This is a genomic window from Deltaproteobacteria bacterium PRO3, from assembly GCA_030263375.1.
In the GTDB taxonomy this organism is placed as follows: Bacteria; UBA10199; UBA10199; order DSSB01; family DSSB01; genus DSSB01.
Genome location: SZOV01000030.1, coordinates 20,289 through 37,564, shown reverse-complemented (window position 1 = coordinate 37,564; position 17,276 = coordinate 20,289). Strand labels below are relative to the sequence as shown.

General features: G+C 65.3%; 16 protein-coding genes and 1 pseudogene. 6 read left to right on the top strand and 11 right to left on the bottom strand.

All coding sequences use genetic code 11. The annotated features are described in order from the left end of the window. The 4 genes and pseudogenes from aceE to FBR05_06645 form a co-directional block, all read right to left on the bottom strand. On the bottom strand, positions 1-2,076 hold a 2,076-nt coding region (gene aceE / locus FBR05_06660; GenBank protein MDL1871869.1), incomplete at its 3' end, for a pyruvate dehydrogenase (acetyl-transferring), homodimeric type. 104 nt (positions 2,077-2,180) lie between these two features. Further along, entirely contained in the window at positions 2,181-2,591 is a 411-nt protein-coding gene (locus FBR05_06655; protein MDL1871868.1) for a DoxX family protein, read from the bottom strand. Between the two features lie 66 nt (positions 2,592-2,657). After that, entirely contained in the window at positions 2,658-3,497 is an 840-nt protein-coding gene (locus FBR05_06650; GenBank protein MDL1871867.1) for a hypothetical protein, read from the bottom strand. A 526-nt stretch (positions 3,498-4,023) separates the two neighbouring features. Then, positions 4,024-5,103 (bottom strand): annotated as a pseudogene (locus FBR05_06645) (hypothetical protein). A gap of 299 nt (positions 5,104-5,402) precedes the next feature. Between FBR05_06645 and queA the strand changes: the two are divergent. Next, positions 5,403-6,446 (top strand): tRNA preQ1(34) S-adenosylmethionine ribosyltransferase-isomerase QueA, encoded by a 1,044-nt coding sequence (gene queA / locus FBR05_06640; GenBank protein MDL1871866.1) that lies wholly within the window; start codon positions 5,403-5,405, stop codon positions 6,444-6,446. A 20-nt stretch (positions 6,447-6,466) separates the two neighbouring features. Here queA and FBR05_06635 read toward each other — a convergent pair whose 3' ends face one another. Genes FBR05_06635 through FBR05_06610 form a run of 6 tightly spaced genes read right to left on the bottom strand, consistent with a single transcriptional unit; the run spans position 6,467 to position 11,561 of the window. Further along, on the bottom strand, positions 6,467-7,297 hold the full coding sequence (locus FBR05_06635) for a Gfo/Idh/MocA family oxidoreductase (protein MDL1871865.1): 831 nt from the start codon (positions 7,295-7,297) through the stop codon (positions 6,467-6,469). After that, the gene (locus FBR05_06630; protein ID MDL1871864.1) at positions 7,294-8,265 is read right to left on the bottom strand and encodes a metal ABC transporter permease; all 972 of its coding nucleotides are present in this window, start codon (positions 8,263-8,265) and stop codon (positions 7,294-7,296) included. The genes FBR05_06635 and FBR05_06630 overlap by 4 nt, the downstream gene beginning before the upstream one ends. Next, positions 8,207-8,950, bottom strand: coding sequence for an ABC transporter ATP-binding protein (locus tag FBR05_06625; protein MDL1871863.1), 744 nt, complete (start codon positions 8,948-8,950; stop codon positions 8,207-8,209). Before FBR05_06625 ends, FBR05_06630 begins: the two co-directional genes overlap by 59 nt. After that, the gene (locus FBR05_06620) at positions 8,947-9,843 is read right to left on the bottom strand and encodes a zinc ABC transporter substrate-binding protein (protein ID MDL1871862.1); all 897 of its coding nucleotides are present in this window, start codon (positions 9,841-9,843) and stop codon (positions 8,947-8,949) included. Before FBR05_06620 ends, FBR05_06625 begins: the two co-directional genes overlap by 4 nt. Positions 9,844-9,855: 12 nt before the next feature. Beyond that, positions 9,856-11,223: a hypothetical protein gene (locus tag FBR05_06615; GenBank protein ID MDL1871861.1), complete on the bottom strand. Its 1,368-nt coding sequence runs from the start codon at positions 11,221-11,223 to the stop codon at positions 9,856-9,858. 44 nt (positions 11,224-11,267) lie between these two features. After that, positions 11,268-11,561 (bottom strand): hypothetical protein, encoded by a 294-nt coding sequence (locus FBR05_06610; protein MDL1871860.1) that lies wholly within the window; start codon positions 11,559-11,561, stop codon positions 11,268-11,270. 92 nt (positions 11,562-11,653) lie between these two features. On the opposite strand from FBR05_06610, the gene FBR05_06605 reads away from it, so the two are divergent. The 5 genes from FBR05_06605 (at position 11,654) to FBR05_06585 (ending at position 16,314) form a co-directional block, all read left to right on the top strand. Beyond that, a complete protein-coding gene (locus tag FBR05_06605) occupies positions 11,654-11,947 on the top strand; it encodes a hypothetical protein (GenBank protein MDL1871859.1) in 294 nt (97 codons plus the stop codon). A gap of 100 nt (positions 11,948-12,047) precedes the next feature. Further along, entirely contained in the window at positions 12,048-13,412 is a 1,365-nt protein-coding gene (locus FBR05_06600; protein ID MDL1871858.1) for a hypothetical protein, read from the top strand. Then, a complete protein-coding gene (locus tag FBR05_06595) occupies positions 13,394-14,197 on the top strand; it encodes a hypothetical protein (protein ID MDL1871857.1) in 804 nt (267 codons plus the stop codon). The genes FBR05_06600 and FBR05_06595 overlap by 19 nt, the downstream gene beginning before the upstream one ends. A 23-nt stretch (positions 14,198-14,220) precedes the next feature. Further along, complete coding sequence (locus tag FBR05_06590; protein ID MDL1871856.1) at positions 14,221-14,958, top strand: hypothetical protein; 738 nt, start codon at positions 14,221-14,223, stop codon at positions 14,956-14,958. A gap of 195 nt (positions 14,959-15,153) precedes the next feature. Then, complete coding sequence (locus tag FBR05_06585) at positions 15,154-16,314, top strand: hypothetical protein (GenBank protein ID MDL1871855.1); 1,161 nt, start codon at positions 15,154-15,156, stop codon at positions 16,312-16,314. Here the strand turns inward: FBR05_06585 and FBR05_06580 are convergent. Next, entirely contained in the window at positions 16,259-17,125 is an 867-nt protein-coding gene (locus tag FBR05_06580; GenBank protein ID MDL1871854.1) for an MBL fold metallo-hydrolase, read from the bottom strand. The two genes, FBR05_06585 and FBR05_06580, sit on opposite strands and share 56 nt — an antisense overlap. Positions 17,126-17,276 lie beyond the last annotated feature (151 nt).

Genomic DNA, 17,276 nt, shown 5'->3' with positions numbered 1-17,276 from the left:
TAGGGTCAGGTAGTAGAAGACGTCCTCCTGCTCGACGAACATCCGCTGCAGTCCCTCCTGCACGATCACCGCGATCTCGTAGGCGAAGGCGGGGTGGTAGGCGCGGATGTTCGGCACCGTGCTGGCCAGGAGGTGGCTGTGGCCGTCCTGGTGCTGGAGGCCCTCGCCGGCGAGCGTGGTGCGGCCCTCGGTGGCGCCGCAGAGGAAACCGCGGCCGCGCATGTCGCCGAAGGCCCAAAACTGGTCGCCGGTGCGCTGGAAGCCGAACATCGAGTAGAAGAGGTAGATCGGGATCATCGGCTCGCCGTGCACGGCGTAGGCGGTGCCCGCGGCGGTGAAGGAGGCGGTCGCACCCGCCTCGGTGATGCCCTCTTCGAGGACCTGGCCCTCCTTCGATTCGTGGTAGTAGAGCAGCATGTTCTTGTCGACGGGCTCGTAGAGTTGGCCGAGCGAGGAGTAGATCCCGACTTGGCGGAACAGGGGATCGAGGCCGAAGGTGCGGGCCTCGTCGGGGATGATCGGGACGATGCGCCTGCCGATCTTCTTGTCGCGCAGCAGGAGGTTGAGCAGGCGGCCGAAGGCCATCGTGGTCGAGACGGCCTTGTCCTGCGTGCCCTCCAGGAATTCCCTGAGAGAATCGAGCGTCGGCACCTCGAGGGGCTTCTTGCGGACCCGGCGTAGGGGCAGGGGGCCGCCCAATTTTTCACGGCGCTCCAGCAGGTATTGGATCTCCGGCCCCTTCGGGTCGGGGCGGTAGAAGGGGACGTCGCCCAGCTTGGAGTCGGGGATCGGGATCTCGAAGCGGTCGCGGAAGAGCTTCAGCTCCTGCTCGTTGAGCTTCTTCTGCTGGTGGGTGACGTTGCGGCCCTCGCCGGCCTCGCCCAGCCCGTAGCCCTTGATCGTCTTGGCGAGGATTACGGTCGGGCCGCCGCGGTGCCGGGTCGCGGCGTGGTAGGCGGCGTGGACCTTGTCGGGATCGTGGCCGCCGCGGCGCAGTTTTTGGATCTGCTCGTCGCTCAAGTGCTCGACCATCGCGAGCAGCTCGGGGGAAACGCCGAAGAAGTCCTTACGAGTATAGGAGCCGGGCTCGACGGAGTACTTTTGATAGTGCCCGTCCAAGGCCTCGTGCATCCGCTTCACCAAGAGGCCGTGGACGTCCTTCTCGAGCAGCGGGTCCCAGTCGGAGCCCCAGATCACCTTGATCACGTTCCAGCCGGCGCCGCGGAAGACGGCCTCGAGCTCTTGGATGATCTTTCCGTTGCCGCGCACCGGCCCGTCGAGGCGCTGGAGATTGCAGTTGACGACGAAGGTGAGGTTGTCAAGGCCCTCGCGCGCGGCGATCGAGAGCGAGCCCAGGGCTTCGGGTTCGTCGGTCTCGCCGTCGCCTAAGAAGGCCCAGACGCGCGAGTCGGAGGTGTCCTTGATCCCGCGCGCCTGCAGGTAGCGGTTGAAGCGTGCCTGGTAGATGGCGGCCAGCGGCGAGAGGCCCATCGAGACGGTGGGGTATTCCCAAAAATCGGGCATCAGCCAGGGGTGCGGGTAAGAGGAGAGGCCGCCGCCCTTCTCCAGCTCGCGGCGGAAGTTCTCGAGCTGGGCCAAGTTGAGCCGGCCCTCGAGGAAGGCCCGGGCGTAGATCCCCGGGGCGGCGTGGCCCTGGATGTAGACCTGGTCGCCGGAGCGGTCGTGGTTTTTTCCGCGAAAGAAATGGTTGAAGGCCACCTCGTAGAGCGTGGCCGCGGAGGCGAAGGTCGAGATGTGGCCGCCGATGCCGGGGTATTTCTTGTTCGCCCGCACCACCATGGCCATGGCGTTCCAGCGGACCAGGCTGCGGATCCGCCACTCGATGGCGCCGTCGCCGGGATAGGGCGGTTGGGCGCTCAAGGGTATCGTGTTGACGTAGGGGGTGTTGAGGATCGGCGGGTAGGCCGCGCCGCCCTGCGCCGCGCGCTCCAGGAGCTTGCCCAAGAGAAAGCGCACACGCTCTTTGCCCTGGCTTTGCAGCACCGCGTCGAGGGAATGAAGCCAGTCTTCGGTCTCTCGGGGATCCGTATCGCGATGTTCCGGCGGCTTGTTCATGCCGGGTCAGTGTATCACGGTCCTCAATAAATCTAAAAGAATGTAGGGAGAACCTTGTGTTCGCCCTTGTGCAGGGATGGGGAGGGCGAACACAAGGTTCGCCCCTACGCCGCTTCTTTCTTCTTGCAGAAAATCCCATCCAGGCTGACCGGCCCGGCGCCGCGCATGATGAAGTAGAGGGCCACCATCGCCAAGGTCAGCGGGTACTCGAAACCACCGTCCTTCGCGAAGAGGCCGTTCTTCAGGTGGACGTGCAGCACCGCGACCGCCATGGTGCAGAAGACGCCGAAGGCCGCCACGGGCGTGAGCAGTCCGACGATCAGGCCCAGGCCGCCGCCGAGCTCGCCGGCGATGGCCAAATAGACGCCCGCCTTCGGGATGCCCATCGCGCCGAATTGCTCGACGGTGGCGTTCAGGTTTTGCAATTTATCCCAGCCGTGCGCGGCCATGATGATGCCGGTGGAGATGCGCAGCAGGGTCAAGGCAAGGGGCTCCAAGCGACTTCGAATCGACATAGGTACCTCCCAAGAATGGTTGCAGACCCTTAGAAATATGAATGCGGCCGAGAAAAGAGTCCACTATTAAGTGGAAGCGGCGTCCGCGGCCCGGTGCTTGGCCCGGCGGCGCACCAACAGGGACATGACGGCGGGGAGGAAGGCGATCCCCGCCACGGTGCAGCAGGTCAGGCCGATCACGACGATCCGGCCCAGCGAGGCCAGGCCTTGGTGGTTGGCGAAGGCCAGGCCGACGAAGGAGGTGACCGAGTCGAGGTAGGTGATGAGCAGGGCCTTGCCTGTGGACTTGAACAGGAAATCGATCCCGCGGCCGCCCTCCTCGCGGAAGCGGTGCAGGATGTGCACCCCGTTGTCGGCCCCGATGCCGAGGATCATCGGCAGGGCGATCATGTTGGCGGTGTTGAAGGAGATCTTGAGCCAAGACATCAGGCCGAAGAGGGAGAAGACGCCGATCACCAGCGGCAGCGAGGCGAGCAGGGAATAGCGCAGGGAGCGGAACTCGATCAGGAAGATCAGGAAGATCGCCAACGCGGAGTAGAAGCCCGCCTTGAAGTAGTCCTTGCGCACCAGCCGCAGGATCTCGAAGAACATGACCGGCGGCCCGGTCACCTCGGGGCTGACCTGGCGCAGGTCCGTGACGAAGACCTCCAGTTGGGCCCGCTCCCAGATATTCACCTTGGGGAAGGCGTAGACCGCGTAAGTCCCGTCGGCGGCGAGGAAGCGCTCGCGGATTTCCTTCGGCACCTGGTCGAGAGCCATCGGCGGTGCCGCAGCGGCCGCGCGCAGCATCCCGCGCACGGCGGGGAAGAAGCGGTTTTGGAAATCGTCCAGTTGCGGCGCCAAGAAGGAGGTCTCGAGCATCTTGCGCGTGGCCGCATCGCCGGAACTTTCGGGGAATTTCTTCAAGATCGCGTCGATGGTTTTCGGCCGCCTCGAGGTTGCGGCGCAGGCGCTCGAGCTCGGCGCGCAGCCTCGCGGGGTCGGGCGGGGAGAGCGGCGCTTCAGGCAGGCCGGCGATGGCGCGGCGCAGGGCCTGCCCGGTAATCGCGGTGACCCCGCCCTCGGGGAAGATGTCGCCCAGCCACTCTACCCGCTGCACGGTGGGCAGGGCCTTGGCCGCTTGGGCGAGGCGCTCGGCCTCTTCCAGCGATCCGGTCATGAAGATCCCCGCGCGCGGCGAGAGCGAGGTCTCGATCAGTTTTTTTTCATAACGCACCGCCTCGGTGTCCTTCGCCTGCAGGTTGAGCAGGTTGTTGTCGAAGGCGACGCCGTGCCGGGGGCTGTAGAACATGTAAGCGCCCCACAGGCCGACCGCGCTGACCGCCAGGATCACCCAAACGGCGTGATTGTGGACGGCACTGCGCAGGGCGAGCATCCAGGGCTTGAGCGGCGGCTCGGCCAGCTCGCCGGCGCCCTTGAGCAGCTCGGGCGAGCGGCGGCGGTCGTACAGCAAAAGAAAGGCGGGGAGGACGAAGAGCATACCGGAGGCCGAGAGCAGGACCCCGGTACCGGCGATCAGGCCCAGCTCGGCGAAGCCCTTCAGCTCGACGAAAATCGTTGCGTAGAAGGCGGCCGCGGTCGTGAGGGCGGAGGTGCCGATGTTGCCGAAGACGTGGGCGATGGTCTCCTCGATCGCCGCGGGGACGCCGCGGCCGCGGCGCAGTTCCTCCTCATAGCGCGCGACGACATGGACGCCGTAATAGGTTCCTTGGCCGACCAGAATGACGACGAAGGCCAGCGAGAAGAGGTTGAGATGCCCGATCGCCAGGGTCGTGAAGCCGAAGACCCAGGTCAGGGCGAGGTTGAGGGTGAGCAATCCCAAAAAGGGCCGCGCGAAGGAATGAAAGGCCAGGATGAAGATCAACGCCGTCGAGGTGTAAGCGAAGATGCTGGCCAGGGTCATGTCCTTCTGGCTGATCTGAAATTGGTCGCTGTTGAGGGCCGGCCCGCCGGTGACGCCGATCTTGACGCCGGGGAAGCGACCCTCCACCGCCGGGATCTCCTCCCGCACCCATTTCAAGAGCTTTTGGTCGACCTTGTAGTCCTGTTTGCGGTCGGCGGGCCGGATGAACATGACGTGCATCTTCCGGTCGTCGGTGCGCAGGTAGCCCTCGTCGTCGATGCTGGCACGTTCTTCGGGGCCGGTTTCGAGGCGCGTCGTGATCGCCTCGGCGCTCAGCTCTTGGCCGTCCAGGAAGTCGCGGAGCAGGAAGACGGGCTGCAGCAGCTTGCGGAATTCCTGCGCCGCGTCCGCGCCGGGCGGGGCGCCCTTTTTCATCCCGGCCTCGAGGGACTCGTTGAGGAAGGCGAGAAAGCCGCTGAAGTTATGCGCCTGAAAGAGGGCGCGGATGCCGCCGTCCGGCGCCTGGGCCTGGAGCAGCAGCGCCTTGGCTTGGGTCTCCGAGAGGAATTGGAAGGCGTGCTGCTTGAAGAGGCTCAAGTCGATCTTGTAGAAGACGTCCTGGACGTAGCCCTGGGGATCGGCCTTCAGCCGCCCGGCGAGGGCGTCCATCGCGGCCTGGCGCTGGGCGGGCTTTTCGCCCTCGAAGACGAGGATCAGGGACTCGACGGCGCCGAATTTTTTGGTGTAACTGAGGAAGCGCTGGTTGACGGGCGTGTCCTCGGAGTAGAGGTCCAGGATCCCGGTCTGGGTCTTCAAGTAGGCGATCGAGACCCAGAGGCTTAAGGCCGTGACGAGGAAGGCCAGGGCCACCACGGTCTTCGGGCGGCGGTTGAGCCAGCGGGCGTAGCGGCGGAGGAGGCGGTCTCGCATCGGCCAAGGCTGTAAGCCGCGAGGTGGGTATTGTCAAGATGACTGAAAACATTCGCGATTATGATTATTCTTTTCCTGAGGAGCTGGTGGCCCAGGAGCCGCCGGCCGAGCGCGGGGCCTCGCGCCTGATGGTGCTGCGGCGCGCCGCCCAGGGCGTGGAACATGCGCGCTTCGCGGAGCTCCCGCGCTACTTGCGGCCCGGCGACCTGGTCGTGGCCAACGACACCTCGGTCCTGGCCTGCCGGCTCTTCGCGCGTAAGCCGACGGGAGGGAAGGTCGAGGTCTTCCTGCTGCGCGCGACGGCGCCTTTGGAGTGGTCGGTCTTTCTCTCGCCGGCGCGCGGGCTGGCGGAGGGACAGCGCCTGCCGCTCTTCTCGCGGGCCTCCGAGGCGGGGTCGGGGATCGCGGTGCAGCTGGTTTCGCTTAAGGAAGGGGAGTTTCGCGTGCGCTTCGATTCTGAAGCGGAGGAGAGGTTCGCCTTCGAGCGCCTGGGCGAGATGCCGCTGCCGCCCTACATCGCTAGGTTGGCGCCGCGCGCCGCGGACCGCGAGCGCTACCAGACCGTCTTCGCCCGCCGGGCCGGCGCGGTCGCCGCGCCGACGGCGGGCCTGCATTTCACCGAGGCGATGCGGGAGCGGCTGCGGGAGGCGGGGGCGGAATGGGCGACGGTCACGCTGCACGTGGGCGCGGGGACCTTTCTGCCGGTGAAGACCGAGAACATCGCCGAGCACAAGATGCACGCGGAGCATTACGAGATTTCCGAAGAAACCCTCACGGCCCTGCGCCGCTGCCGGCAGCGCGGCGGGCGCGTCCTCGCGGTGGGGACGACCTCGTTGCGCGCGCTGGAGAGCTGGGCCCTGACGGGCCGGACCGCGGGGGAGACCGAGCTCTTCGTCCGGCCGGGCTTCGAGTTCCGCTGCGTGGATTTATTGCTGACCAATTTTCACCAGCCCAAGTCGACGCTGCTCATGCTGGTGAGCGCGCTGGCGGGGCGGGAGTTCATCCTCAGGGCCTACCGGGATGCGATCGAGCGGGAGTATCGCCTGTTCAGCTATGGGGACTGCATGCTGATTCTGCCGTAGGGGAGAACACAAGTTCATCCCTACAGGGCCGTCAGTCGATCCAAAATTTCCAACATGACCTCCTCGTCGTAATAGCAGGGCTTTCCGGCCAAGACCCGGTCGCGAAACCACGCCAGGTCCTTCGCGAAGAGACCGCCGCCCATCGTCCCCGTCTTCAAGGCGACGGGGCCCCGCTCGCATTCCGCGACCAAGCTGCGTCGGCGCGGCAGCCCCGCGAGGCGTTCTTCGGTGAAACCCAGGATCCCGCCCTCCGGAAATCGAAGGTGAAGGTGCAGCGAAAAGCCCTCCGGCTTCGCCTCGGCCCGCGCCGACTCGATCGCGAAAGGACCGAAGAGGTCTGCGACCTGCACCAGGCGAGAGACCGCCAAGAAGGGATAAGGGCCGGTATAAGCGGTATCGGCGAGCCTTTCGTTCCAGCCACCCTGAAAGAGATACTCGCCCTTGACCAGTCGGCCCGCCCGCGCGACCTCGGCCTTGAGCTGGCGATGTTCCTCGGAGAGCAGTGCGATGTGCTCGACGTGCAGGACCCGGCCGGCCTTGCTCGCCAAATCAAAAAGCCCGCGGGCCCGGGCCCCGCTCAGGGCGAGCGGGTAGTCGCAGAGGACGTGCTTTCTGGCATTGAGTCCGGCTTCGACCAGGTCGGCGTGGGCGGTATTTTCGGTGGAGATCGCCAAGGCCTGCACGGTGGGGTCTCGCAGGACCTCCGAAAGCAGCCGATCCCCGGCCCCCGGCCGCCGCGAGACCCGTGCGACCAGCTCGACGCCCTCGACCTCGGCGCAGGCCCGCTCCCGCGAGCGGCCCGCCGAGCCCATGCCGACCAGCGCGAGGGTGAGCGGCGCCGGGCCCGTCATGCGCGTCCCCGGGCGGCGATCCGCGAGCCGACCCGGACCTCCGCGAAGCTGAACAAGGTGTAGAGACAGGCCACGGCGATCAGGCTGGCCCCCGTGGGAAAGGCGTAGATGAAGGAAAAGTAATAGCCCAGGGGCGGGATCACCGCCCCCAGCAGGATCGAGATCGCGAAGGCCTCGCGCATCCCGTGGGCGCCCTTCAGGCTGATCAGCGGCGGGATCACCATCAAGGCGAAGACCGGGAGACTGCCGAGGGTCTTGAGATTGAAGGTGATGCCCAGGGTCAGCGTGAAGTAGAGCAGCATCGTCCAAAGCTTGGCGGGGACGCCCTTGACGCGCATGAACTCGGGATCGGCGCTGGTGTAAAGGAATTCCCGGCGGAAGAAAAAGTGGGCCGCGAAGAGCAGCACGGTGACGCCGGCGATCACCTTGAGGTCGAAGGCGGTGACCGCGACCGCGTTGCCGAAGAGCAGGTCGTCGACGCCGTGGTGCCCCTCCGCGACTCGGTCGGCCAGCAGAATCGTGAGCCCCGAGGCGGCGACGTAGAGGAATCCGATCAGGCTCTCGTCGGGGATGCGCCGCGCGCGGCGCAGCCAGGCGAAGAGCAGGGTGGCGAGCAGAGCGACGCCCAGGCCCGTCAGAAGGGAGACGGACGAGTCGTGCAGCGAGATCCCGAGGGCGCCGGCGATGAAGAAGGAGAGGAAGATCCCGAAACTGGCGCCCTGGGCTATCCCTAAGCTGATGAAGACGATTCGGTTGAGCAGGATGTAGACGCCCAGGCCCGAGGCGAGCAGGCCGCAGAGCAGGCCGGCCAGGAGGGGCTCGCGCCACAGTCCCCAGCCCGCGAAAAAGGAGAGCGTCTCCTCCGGCCGCAGGCGGTAGCCGGCGAAGATCAGGCCTGCCGTGATCAGGCTATAAAAAATGAACCTGAAGTAGATCGTTTTCCCGGTGGACATGCAGGGGGGCTCCATAGGCCTGGCTGAGGGTTTCGGGTTGCAAGATGTCTGTCGCGAGCCCGCAGAGGGCGCGTTCGGGTCCCAAGACGATGAGGTATTCGACCTGATTGATCAATCGGTTGAGATCGTGGTCGATCAGGACCAAGGTCAGGGGCCGCGCCCGCTGCCAATCCGCGAAGATCTTCCAAAGCCGCTCCTTGAAGCGGTAGTCGAGGGAGTTGAAGGGCTCGTCCAGCAGCAGCGCCTGCGGGCGGCCGACCCAGGCGCGGCCGATCAGGGCGCGCTGCTTCTCTCCGCCGGAGAGGTCGCGCAGCAAGGCGTCTTGCAGCGGCAGGATCTCGAGCTCTTCGAGGACGGCGCGCAGCTCGCTCTCGAGTGCCTTGGTGCCGCGGCGGAGGCGCGGCAAGCGCCCGAAGGCGCCCATCTTAAGCAGGTCGAAGACGCTGAGCGGAAAGAGCATGTCGACTTGGTTTTCTTGGGGAACGTAGCCGAGGGAGGTGCCGTCGCTCCACTTCAGGCCGCCCCGCTGCGGCGGGAGAAGGCCCAGCAGGGTGCGCATCAGGGTGGTCTTGCCGCTGCCGTTCCCGCCGATGATTCCGAGGCGCGACCCGGCCGGCAGCTCGAGGCTGAGCGGAGAGGTCAGCGGGCGGTCGGGATAGCCCGCCACGAGGCCTTGAAGTTGAAGGACGGGACTCGTCATCCTAGCGCCTTAGCTATTTCACGAAGCAGGTAATCGATCAACTCGAAATAGGTGACGATGCCGTACTCGTCGGTGTCCGAGGGCAGCATGAGGTAGGGGATGCCGGCCTTCTCCGACAGGTAGGCGGGGACCTTTTTCGGATAGAAGCTCTCCGCGAGGATCGCTTTTACGCCCTGCTGCGGGATGATCTTGAGGAGGTCGTCGATGTGCTTCGAGCTGGGCGGAATGCCGGGCTTGGCCTCGATATTCGCGACGATCTCGAGGCCCGTCCAATCCGCGAAGTAGCTGAAGCTCTTGTGGTAGCTGATCGCCTTCTTGCCGCGGATCTTCTGCAGCAGGGGTTCCCATTCCGCCATCTTCCGGTCGAGCCGGCTCAGGAAGTCCTTGAGGCGCGCTTCATAGTAGGGTTGCCCCTCCGGATCGATCTTGGCGAGGTGCTGATAGATATTGGCCGCGATCAGCTTGGCGTTGCGCGGATCCAACCAGGCGTGCGGATTGCCGAGCGGGTGGACGTCGCCCATGGAGCGGTCGAACTTGGCCCCGGGGATCTCGAGGATCCGAAGCCCCTTGGCGGCATTGACGTTGCCGTCGGTATTCGGCTGGATCTTGCCGTTGCGGGACTGGATAAGGATGGCCGGCAGCCATCCGGATTCCAGGTCGAGGCCTCCTTCGATGAGCAGGTCGGCCTTGTTCAAGGCGACCACGTAGGAGGGTTTGGCGTCCAGGAAATGCGGATCCTGGTTGCCGCGCGCGAGGGACTGCACCGCCACCCGGTCGCCTCCGATTTCGGTCGCCAGCGCGCCGAACACCGGGAGCGTTGCGACGACATTGACCTTGGCCTGGGCCCAGGCGGGCAGTAGCAGGAGCGAAAGCAGGTAAAAGAGTTTCTTCATCGTTTCGTCCTCCTAAAAGGGATGGACCCCGTGCGGCCCCAGGCTGAACTGGAACTGCAGGAACATCGCGTGGACGGGATCGGCGTTGGTCGTCTTGTCGTATTCGTATTGTAAGCGGATTCGTGAAAATTCCGTGGGGGCGTAGCCGATGGCCGGGGTCAACCGGAATTCCTTCGGGACGACGCCCTGCGGAATGCCCATTTGGTCATAGCGGAATGCGGCATACCAGTTTTTTAGAAATTGCGCTTCGACGTAGCTGTAGAGTCCGCCGTCCGAGGCCAGGAAGCCAGGGAACTGCATGCGGCGCAGGATGTACTCGGTCTGCCAGGACAAGCCGGTACGCGCGGAGGGTTTCCACCTCAGCAGGAAATCCCCGCCGACGAGGTCGGTTCGGTTGCCCGGCCCCGTGTCGTTGAAGCCGAAGGCCAGCGACGATCCGATCAAGGCGGTGAGGTTCTCGGTGATGTCCACGCTGGTCGAGAGCCGGGCGTTGTAGAGGAAGTCCTGCTTGCGCGTCCCGCCGAAGCTGGTGTCGTTGTCGCCGTTGTAGAAGCCCCCTTGCAGCTGGAGAAAAAACGGCGTCGGGAAGAGATAGGACATCTCCAAGCCCAATTCCCCCAAGCCTTCGGGATTGAGCAGCCGGCTGTTGACTAGATTGTTGTCCGCGAAGGACCAGAAGTGCAGGTGCTTCGGGTTTTGTCGCCCGAAGGGAATCAGCATCTTCCCGCCGCGGAATTGCAGGCCGCGCGGCAGGCCCGCGCCGAGCGTGGTGAAATATCCCTCCTCGAGCTCGACGCCGTCCTCCAGAAAGGACAGGAAAATGTCGAAGCGGAAATACGGATCGATTGCCGAGGAGACCGCCATCTCGATCTGTTGCAGCGTAAAGCCGGTGCGCGCGGGGTCGTGGCCGACGTCGCCGGTGGGGTCTTGAGAAAAATACCCGACGCCGAAAATCGGCACAAAGCTGATGTCGGGCAGCAGTTTTGCCGCCCCGCCGCCGCCCGAGGGATAGCGCCACAGGCCGATCGACCGGCTGTCCGAGCCCGCGCTGGGCGGGGCGCTGTTGACCGTGTCGAGCAAGGCCGAGACCTCGGCGTCGCCGTCCGGAACGCCGTCGGTTTTGGCGGCCGTGTCGGTGGTCGCCGCCGTCGGCTCCGCTTGCGGGGCGGCCGTTTTGGCCGCCGCCGGGGCGGTTTCGGGCGCGAGGCGGTCGATGCGGCGATCCTGCTCGCGGACGATCTGGGTCAATTGCTGAACGGTATTTTTGAGTTCGCGCACTTCCCGTCGCAGCATCTCCACCTCGCTCTCCGCGCGGGCGGGAGAGGCGAGACCGAGCAACAAGAGGGTCGCGAGCCCAGGGACGAACCCAAAGCGATTCATAAAGGCTCCTGCAAAGTAAAAATTTCAAGGGAAGGCGGGGAAGACTAGCTTTGCGAAGGAGGGCCGCGGATGGCGGCGAAAGAAATTTCCGCGGAGCTCGGCGCCGTCCGATTCGGCTCGGGGACGGCGGAGACGAAGGGGGTCGCGGGCGCCTGGCAGGCGTCGGACTTGGGCAGCAGCTTGACGCCGTGCGGGAGCAGGTGACAGGTCGCGCAAGTCTCGGATTTTTCAGGGCCGGAGGCGGCATGGGCGTGCGAGGCGGCGAGGAGGCTCGTTCCGAAGAGCAGCAGCGCCAAAAATGCGGTGGCGGCGCGCAGGATGACGGGGGCTTTCCTCATGGCAGGCGAGCCTTACTTGAGAAGGCCGGGGCTGTCAACGACGGGAAGCAACTTGACAGGGCGCCGACCGATCCTTCATATACGGGAAACCCATGATCCAGAACCGCGCCCAAAACCGATTCCTCTCGAGCCTGATCGCGCTGGCGATCTTCGCTTCGGGGCTGGTGGCGGCCTTCCACCACCACGCGGAGGAGACCAAGGCCTCGGATCATTGCGCGGTTTGCGTGGTTGCGCAGCAGGCCCGCTCCGGCGAGGCGCCCGGCCACGCCCACCTCGGACTGGGTTTCGACGGCTTCTTGGTTTCGATCCTTTTTCCCGAATCCCCGCTTCACGCCTTTTCCGCCGTTCGGCTCGGGAAATTTTCCCAAGCCCCTCCCGCCGCATAATTCGCGCCTTTCATTCCCTCTGATAATTCCCAGCTGATTTGCCGGGTCTCTTTGCTCAGGCTTGAACGCCTGTCCCGCCCGGCATGCGAAAGGAGCGGTTATGACGCCGCCATTGCCTCCGGGCCACTACGCCGGAGACGGCCACAATCATGGGGCCGAAATCGGGCATTCGCACGATCACGGCCACGCGCATGGGCCACACGAGAGTCCCGACGAGCACCTGAACCACATGCAGGAGCGCCAAAGCGCGCAGGGGCGCGCGACCTTGGAGGAGTTTCATCGAGCCGCTCAGGAAACCGCGCAGCTCAGGGCGGGGCGTCCGCCCGAGGCCGGTCGCCCGCCGGAAGCGCGCAGCGCCTCGCAACCTCCCCAGGGGAGAGACGCGCCAGGGGGCCGACCCGAGGCGCGGGAGGCCTCCTTCTTTCGTCAAAACTCCGGGGCCTTCGCTTCCGGAGAGTCGCAGGCGGGGAACGCGAGGTTTTTCTCGCCTCAGGGTCTTGCCGCCGCGACTTGGTTGCGCGGCCTCCCGGCCTTCGCGCAAGCCGCTTCCGCTCCGGCCCAGCGGCCGCCCGCCGCGACGCCCAACGGCGGCGGCGACAAGCCTTCCGCCCCGGCGCGGGAGGCTCCCGCCGGCGGGCGCGACGCCGCGATCGCGGGACAGGCCGCGTCGGGAGCCGCGGCGTCGGCGCGCGATTCCGGCCTCGAGGGCTCGGGCCTCCAAGTCCTGCAACAACTGCATCAGGCCCTGCAGCGGGCCCTGCAAGCCGGCGGTGCCGGGGAAAGGGGGCTCCGCCTGACGCCGGAATTGGCCGCCTCCCTCCAGGTCTTCGCGCAGGAGGCGCTGCACAGCCCCGAACTGCTCCGCGGCTTGCCTCCGGCCCTGCAAAACCTGGTGGCTCAGTTGTCGGGCCTCTCGCCGAAGGCCCTGCAGGTCTTTGCCGCCATGCTGGCGTCTCCGGCCGCGGGGAAGGCGGTGGACGGATGGCCGGGCCTACAGCTTCCGATTCGACTGTCCGGATCGGGGGCGAAGCAGGCCTTCCCCGCGGCGGAAGGACTGCTGCGCGGCCTGTCCTGGATGATGCATCCCGCGGGGATCGGAGCGAATCTCCCGTTCCGCCTCTCCGCGGGGCTGATGCAGAGGCTCGAGAAGGCCTTGCTGCAATTCCTTCACGTCTTTTTCGGGAAGAACGCCGGCAAATCCGGCGCGCGCGAAGAGATTTCCCGGGACGAGCTCTTGATGCAGCAATTGGCCGCCATGGTCGCGGCCAGGGAGCGTCGGTCCAAAGAGCAAGAGCGCGTCAAAAAGAAAACCGCCGTCCACGAGACGGTGACCGCCAAACAAGACTCCGATTTTTCGGAGCACGAAGAGGGCGCCGACGATCCATTCTCGCTTGTCGAGCCGGAGGATGCTTCGGGCGCTTCGTCTAACTGCAAGGAGGTTATCCCATGTTACCCGTCATTCTAGGCGTCGCCGCCGCGGCCATTTTTTTGGGGGGCTGCGGTCGCCGCGAGGATCCGCCGCCTGCGCCCGCGGGGCCGCCTCGGGATCCCCTGCCTCCGGAAAACTCGGCCGCCTCGTCTCCGCCGCGTACCTTGGGCTCCGGCCCCGGGACGGGCCGCTGGCTCGTACCTACCTTGGTCCCTCCGAGCGCCGCCGCCTCACCCTTCGGGCCTCCGCAATGTCGCGTCGATGCGCCGCGCCCCGAGCGCTTCGTCGTCCAGGATGCGCGAAGCGAGTTTTGCCGGCTTCACGAGGTGTTGCGCGGCGGCGCCTGCCGCATCGAGGGCGACCGCGTGCTTGTCTCGGAGGACAGAAGCCGGGCCTCGGTCTTTTCCCTGATCCCCAACCTGCGCGAGGATTCCGATTTTTCCGCGGTGCCCCGAAACCCGGAGTTGCGGGCCGGGCTCGCCCAGCTCGAAGGTCTGCAGACGTATCTTTACTCGGGACGCCCCTGCGAATTCGACGGGCTTCAAGACCTGATGGATCTCATGGAGGCCTATACCCTCTATCGCGCGGCGCTTCACAGCCCTCAGGCCGAGCTGCGGCGGGGATTCTCGGAGGGCCGGGTGGGTTGCATTCTGAGGCGCGGCGTTCACGAGGACGGCGAGGCGCACGACCTGCAATGGAACGGTCTGTCGATCCGTCACGGGGAGGGCTCGCGCCACGATGCGATCGTGACGCCGGCGACCGTCCGCATGGAAGGGCTGCACGCCGATACCCCCGTCTCGGACTGCATCGTCGTGCGTTGAAATGAATTGAAAAAGGAGAAAATATGAAACGACTCTTGAGTATACTCCACATTGCCTTCTTCCTGGCCCTGGCCGCCTGCGCCTCGGGTCCGGGGCAGGCCCCCGACGAGGAGACCGGCTCCGCCGCGCTCTCGCTGCAGTTGGCCGGTTTGGAGGACGGCGAAATCTACGTCAGCAACGACGGCTACGTCTTGACCTTCACTCATTTCGCCATGGCCTTCTCCGGCATGAGTCTCGGCGAGGCGGAGGTCGACGAGGCCTTCAGCGCCGATTTCTTTGACGAAGAAGTGGTCGACCTCGTCGAGATCGAGGAAGTCGCCCCGGGCGAGTACGACGAGGTCGCGCTCACGATGGGGACGGCCGGTTCCGGCGGCAACGCCCGCTTCCTCCAGGCCCGCAACCTGAAGCGTGCTGAGACGACGCCAAGCGCCCTCGACGGGAATTCGGTCTTCTTGGAGGCGGAGGCGGTCAAGGGCTCGGACAACTGTATCCTGCAGGTCGTCTTGCAGGCGGACGGGGAGACCATGGAGGTGGACCCCGGCGACAACGACGTCGAAGTCGAGGCCGGCGAGGAGGCCGAGGTCTTGGTGGAGGTGGACCCCAATCAGGTCTTTGCCGGCGTCGATTTAGGCGGGCTCTGTCAAGGCGGCGGCGTGGTGACGATCTCGGCGGCCGATAACGCGGATCTGGCGGATCGTATCGCCGCCAATTTAGGCGGCGCCTTCGCCCTGGGAAGCTCCGAAGGCCACCACGATCACTAGGCGACGGGCCTGTTTTGAGACCTTGGGTTTTTGCGGGGGCCGGGGCGGCATACCGCCCGGGTCTTCTAAATGAAATATATTTTCAATAAATAGACGTTTTTCTTTCGATCTCCCCATTTTTTAGCAACCATTATTCACTGATTTGCGATAATGGGATCGAAAATCGTTCAATTTTAATTGAAAATTAATTTCACTATGACACCCCCCGCACCGCCGCCGCGCGACCGCTTCGAGTTCCAGTTCAACAGCCTCGGCATCCTGCCGTTTCCGGCGCCTCGGGGCATGCCCCTGCCCTACGGCGTGCGCCTCAATCCGGGCGCGCTGATGCAGGTCAGCGGTTTTTTCCTCGAGTTGAACGTCGAGACCGGCGTCTACAACGAGGTCGAGTCGCCGATCGGGCTCGACTACTACGAGAACCACGGCTCGCACGCCCTGACGCCGCCTTCGCCCTTCCTGCTGGTGCAATCGCTGTGGGGAGATCCCGCGGCGCCGGGCCGCTTCCACCTGGGGGTGCGCAGTTTCAGCGCGGGCTGGCGCTTCGACAACGGCATTCAGCTGCGTGTCGGCCCGCACTATTACGAGCAGACCGAGTTCGACAATTTCTTCACCAACCAGGGCTATGCCCCCGGCGCCGAGTACGCGAAGGTCTGGATCCCCTTGGGCGTCTTCAACGGGGAGTTCCGCTTCGAGCGCAGCGCCGCCACGGGGACCTTTCGCGAAGGCGTCTTCAGCGCCGCCGTGATGGGCGGGGCCGACGGCACCGTCCTGGGGCTGACGCAAGGCCTGCTGACCCTGGGGCTGGGGCAGCCCGCCTCCGCGCCGCAGCTCAGCCTCACCGCCTTCGGCGTCCTTCGCTCCAACCCGCCCAATCCGGCGCGGCCCGAACTCACCGACCCGGGCCTGACTTATGGCATCGGCGGCGGGGCCTGGATCGAACACGGGATCTTCGCGGGAGGGGTCGGGCTTAATTTCCAGCATTCCAGCTCGCGGGGCGCGCACGAGCTGGAAGCACTGGAAGAGCGTTTTTCGGCCACCCTCCTCGCCGCTTTGAACCCCGGGAATTTCCGCTTTCGCGGCGCGCTGTTTCTGCTGAGCCGGACCGATTCGGAGGATCTCCGAATGGGTCCGCCGCGCGGCATGAACGAGACCGACCTCGAGCTGACCGCCGGCTATCAAATTGTCGACGGCTTGGCTGTCCATGTCGGATATCGCGGCGCCTACGGGCGCGGCCACGACACGCACATGGGCTTCATCGGCCTGCAGACCTATTTTCAGGGGATCGTCCCGATGCGCCCCGTCGCTAACGGGACTTCATCCACTCGATCGCGCGCCGCAGCTGGGCTCGCATCTCGTTAGCCGGCAGGTGCAGGCGCTCGCCGTGACCGGGCAGCACCCACTCGAAGTCGTAGTCTTGCAGTTTTTCCATGGAGCGGATCGTCTCCGGCCAGGAATACCAATTGGCGTTGCGGAAGGCGATCAGGTGCCCGCGTGCGCGGCTGTAGGCGAGGTGGTCGCCGGTGAAGAGGAAACGGCCCCGATACAGTAGGACGCAATGGCCGCGGGTGTGACCCGGCGTCGGCAGGATCAAGAAATCATTTCCGAAGGGGCGCGGCGCCTCGCCTTCCAGCAAGATCTCCGCCCCCGGTGCCGCGTCGGCATCGGCTCGATGGATGATGAGCTGGGCCCCGAAGCGCTCGGCGTATTTGCCGGCGTCGGCGACGTCGTCGCGATGGGTAAGGAAGACGTAGCGCAGGCCGCCCATGGCCTCGAATTTTTTCGCGAGAAAGGGCAGAAAGCGCGGCGCGTCGATCAGCCAATTTCCCTCGGCATGGCGGACGAAATAGCTGTTCGCCCCGAAGCTCGCCTCCGCGTTGAAGCCGCAGTAGAAAACCTCTTCCGCGATCGGGAGCGGGAAATCCTCCATCGCCTCGCGGGCGGAGGCCTTCCCGGTCGTTCCGATAGAGCTGGTGGGACAGGCGAGGAGGGCGCGGAGTGCGAGGCGCCTTTCATCCTCGCCCACCGGTTGGGCTTTGACGTAAGAATACTCCCCCGCGTCGGCGAAAGTCGAGGGCGCCAATTGGCGGCAGGTGTCGCAGTCGATGCAGCTGGAGTCGACGAAGAATTCGCCAGGTTGATTTTCCGGGACTTTTTTGAGGGGATTCGCCATGGGGGCCTCGGCAAAGGGCTCCAGATTTCCTTGGAATTGCCCGCCATCTATTTTAACAGGGTCGAGCGGCGACGGGCACTTTCGCGGAAACAAATCTTCCGCGGGGGCGATAAGACCGCCGCTAAGGAAACCTCACTCCTGACAATAGAAA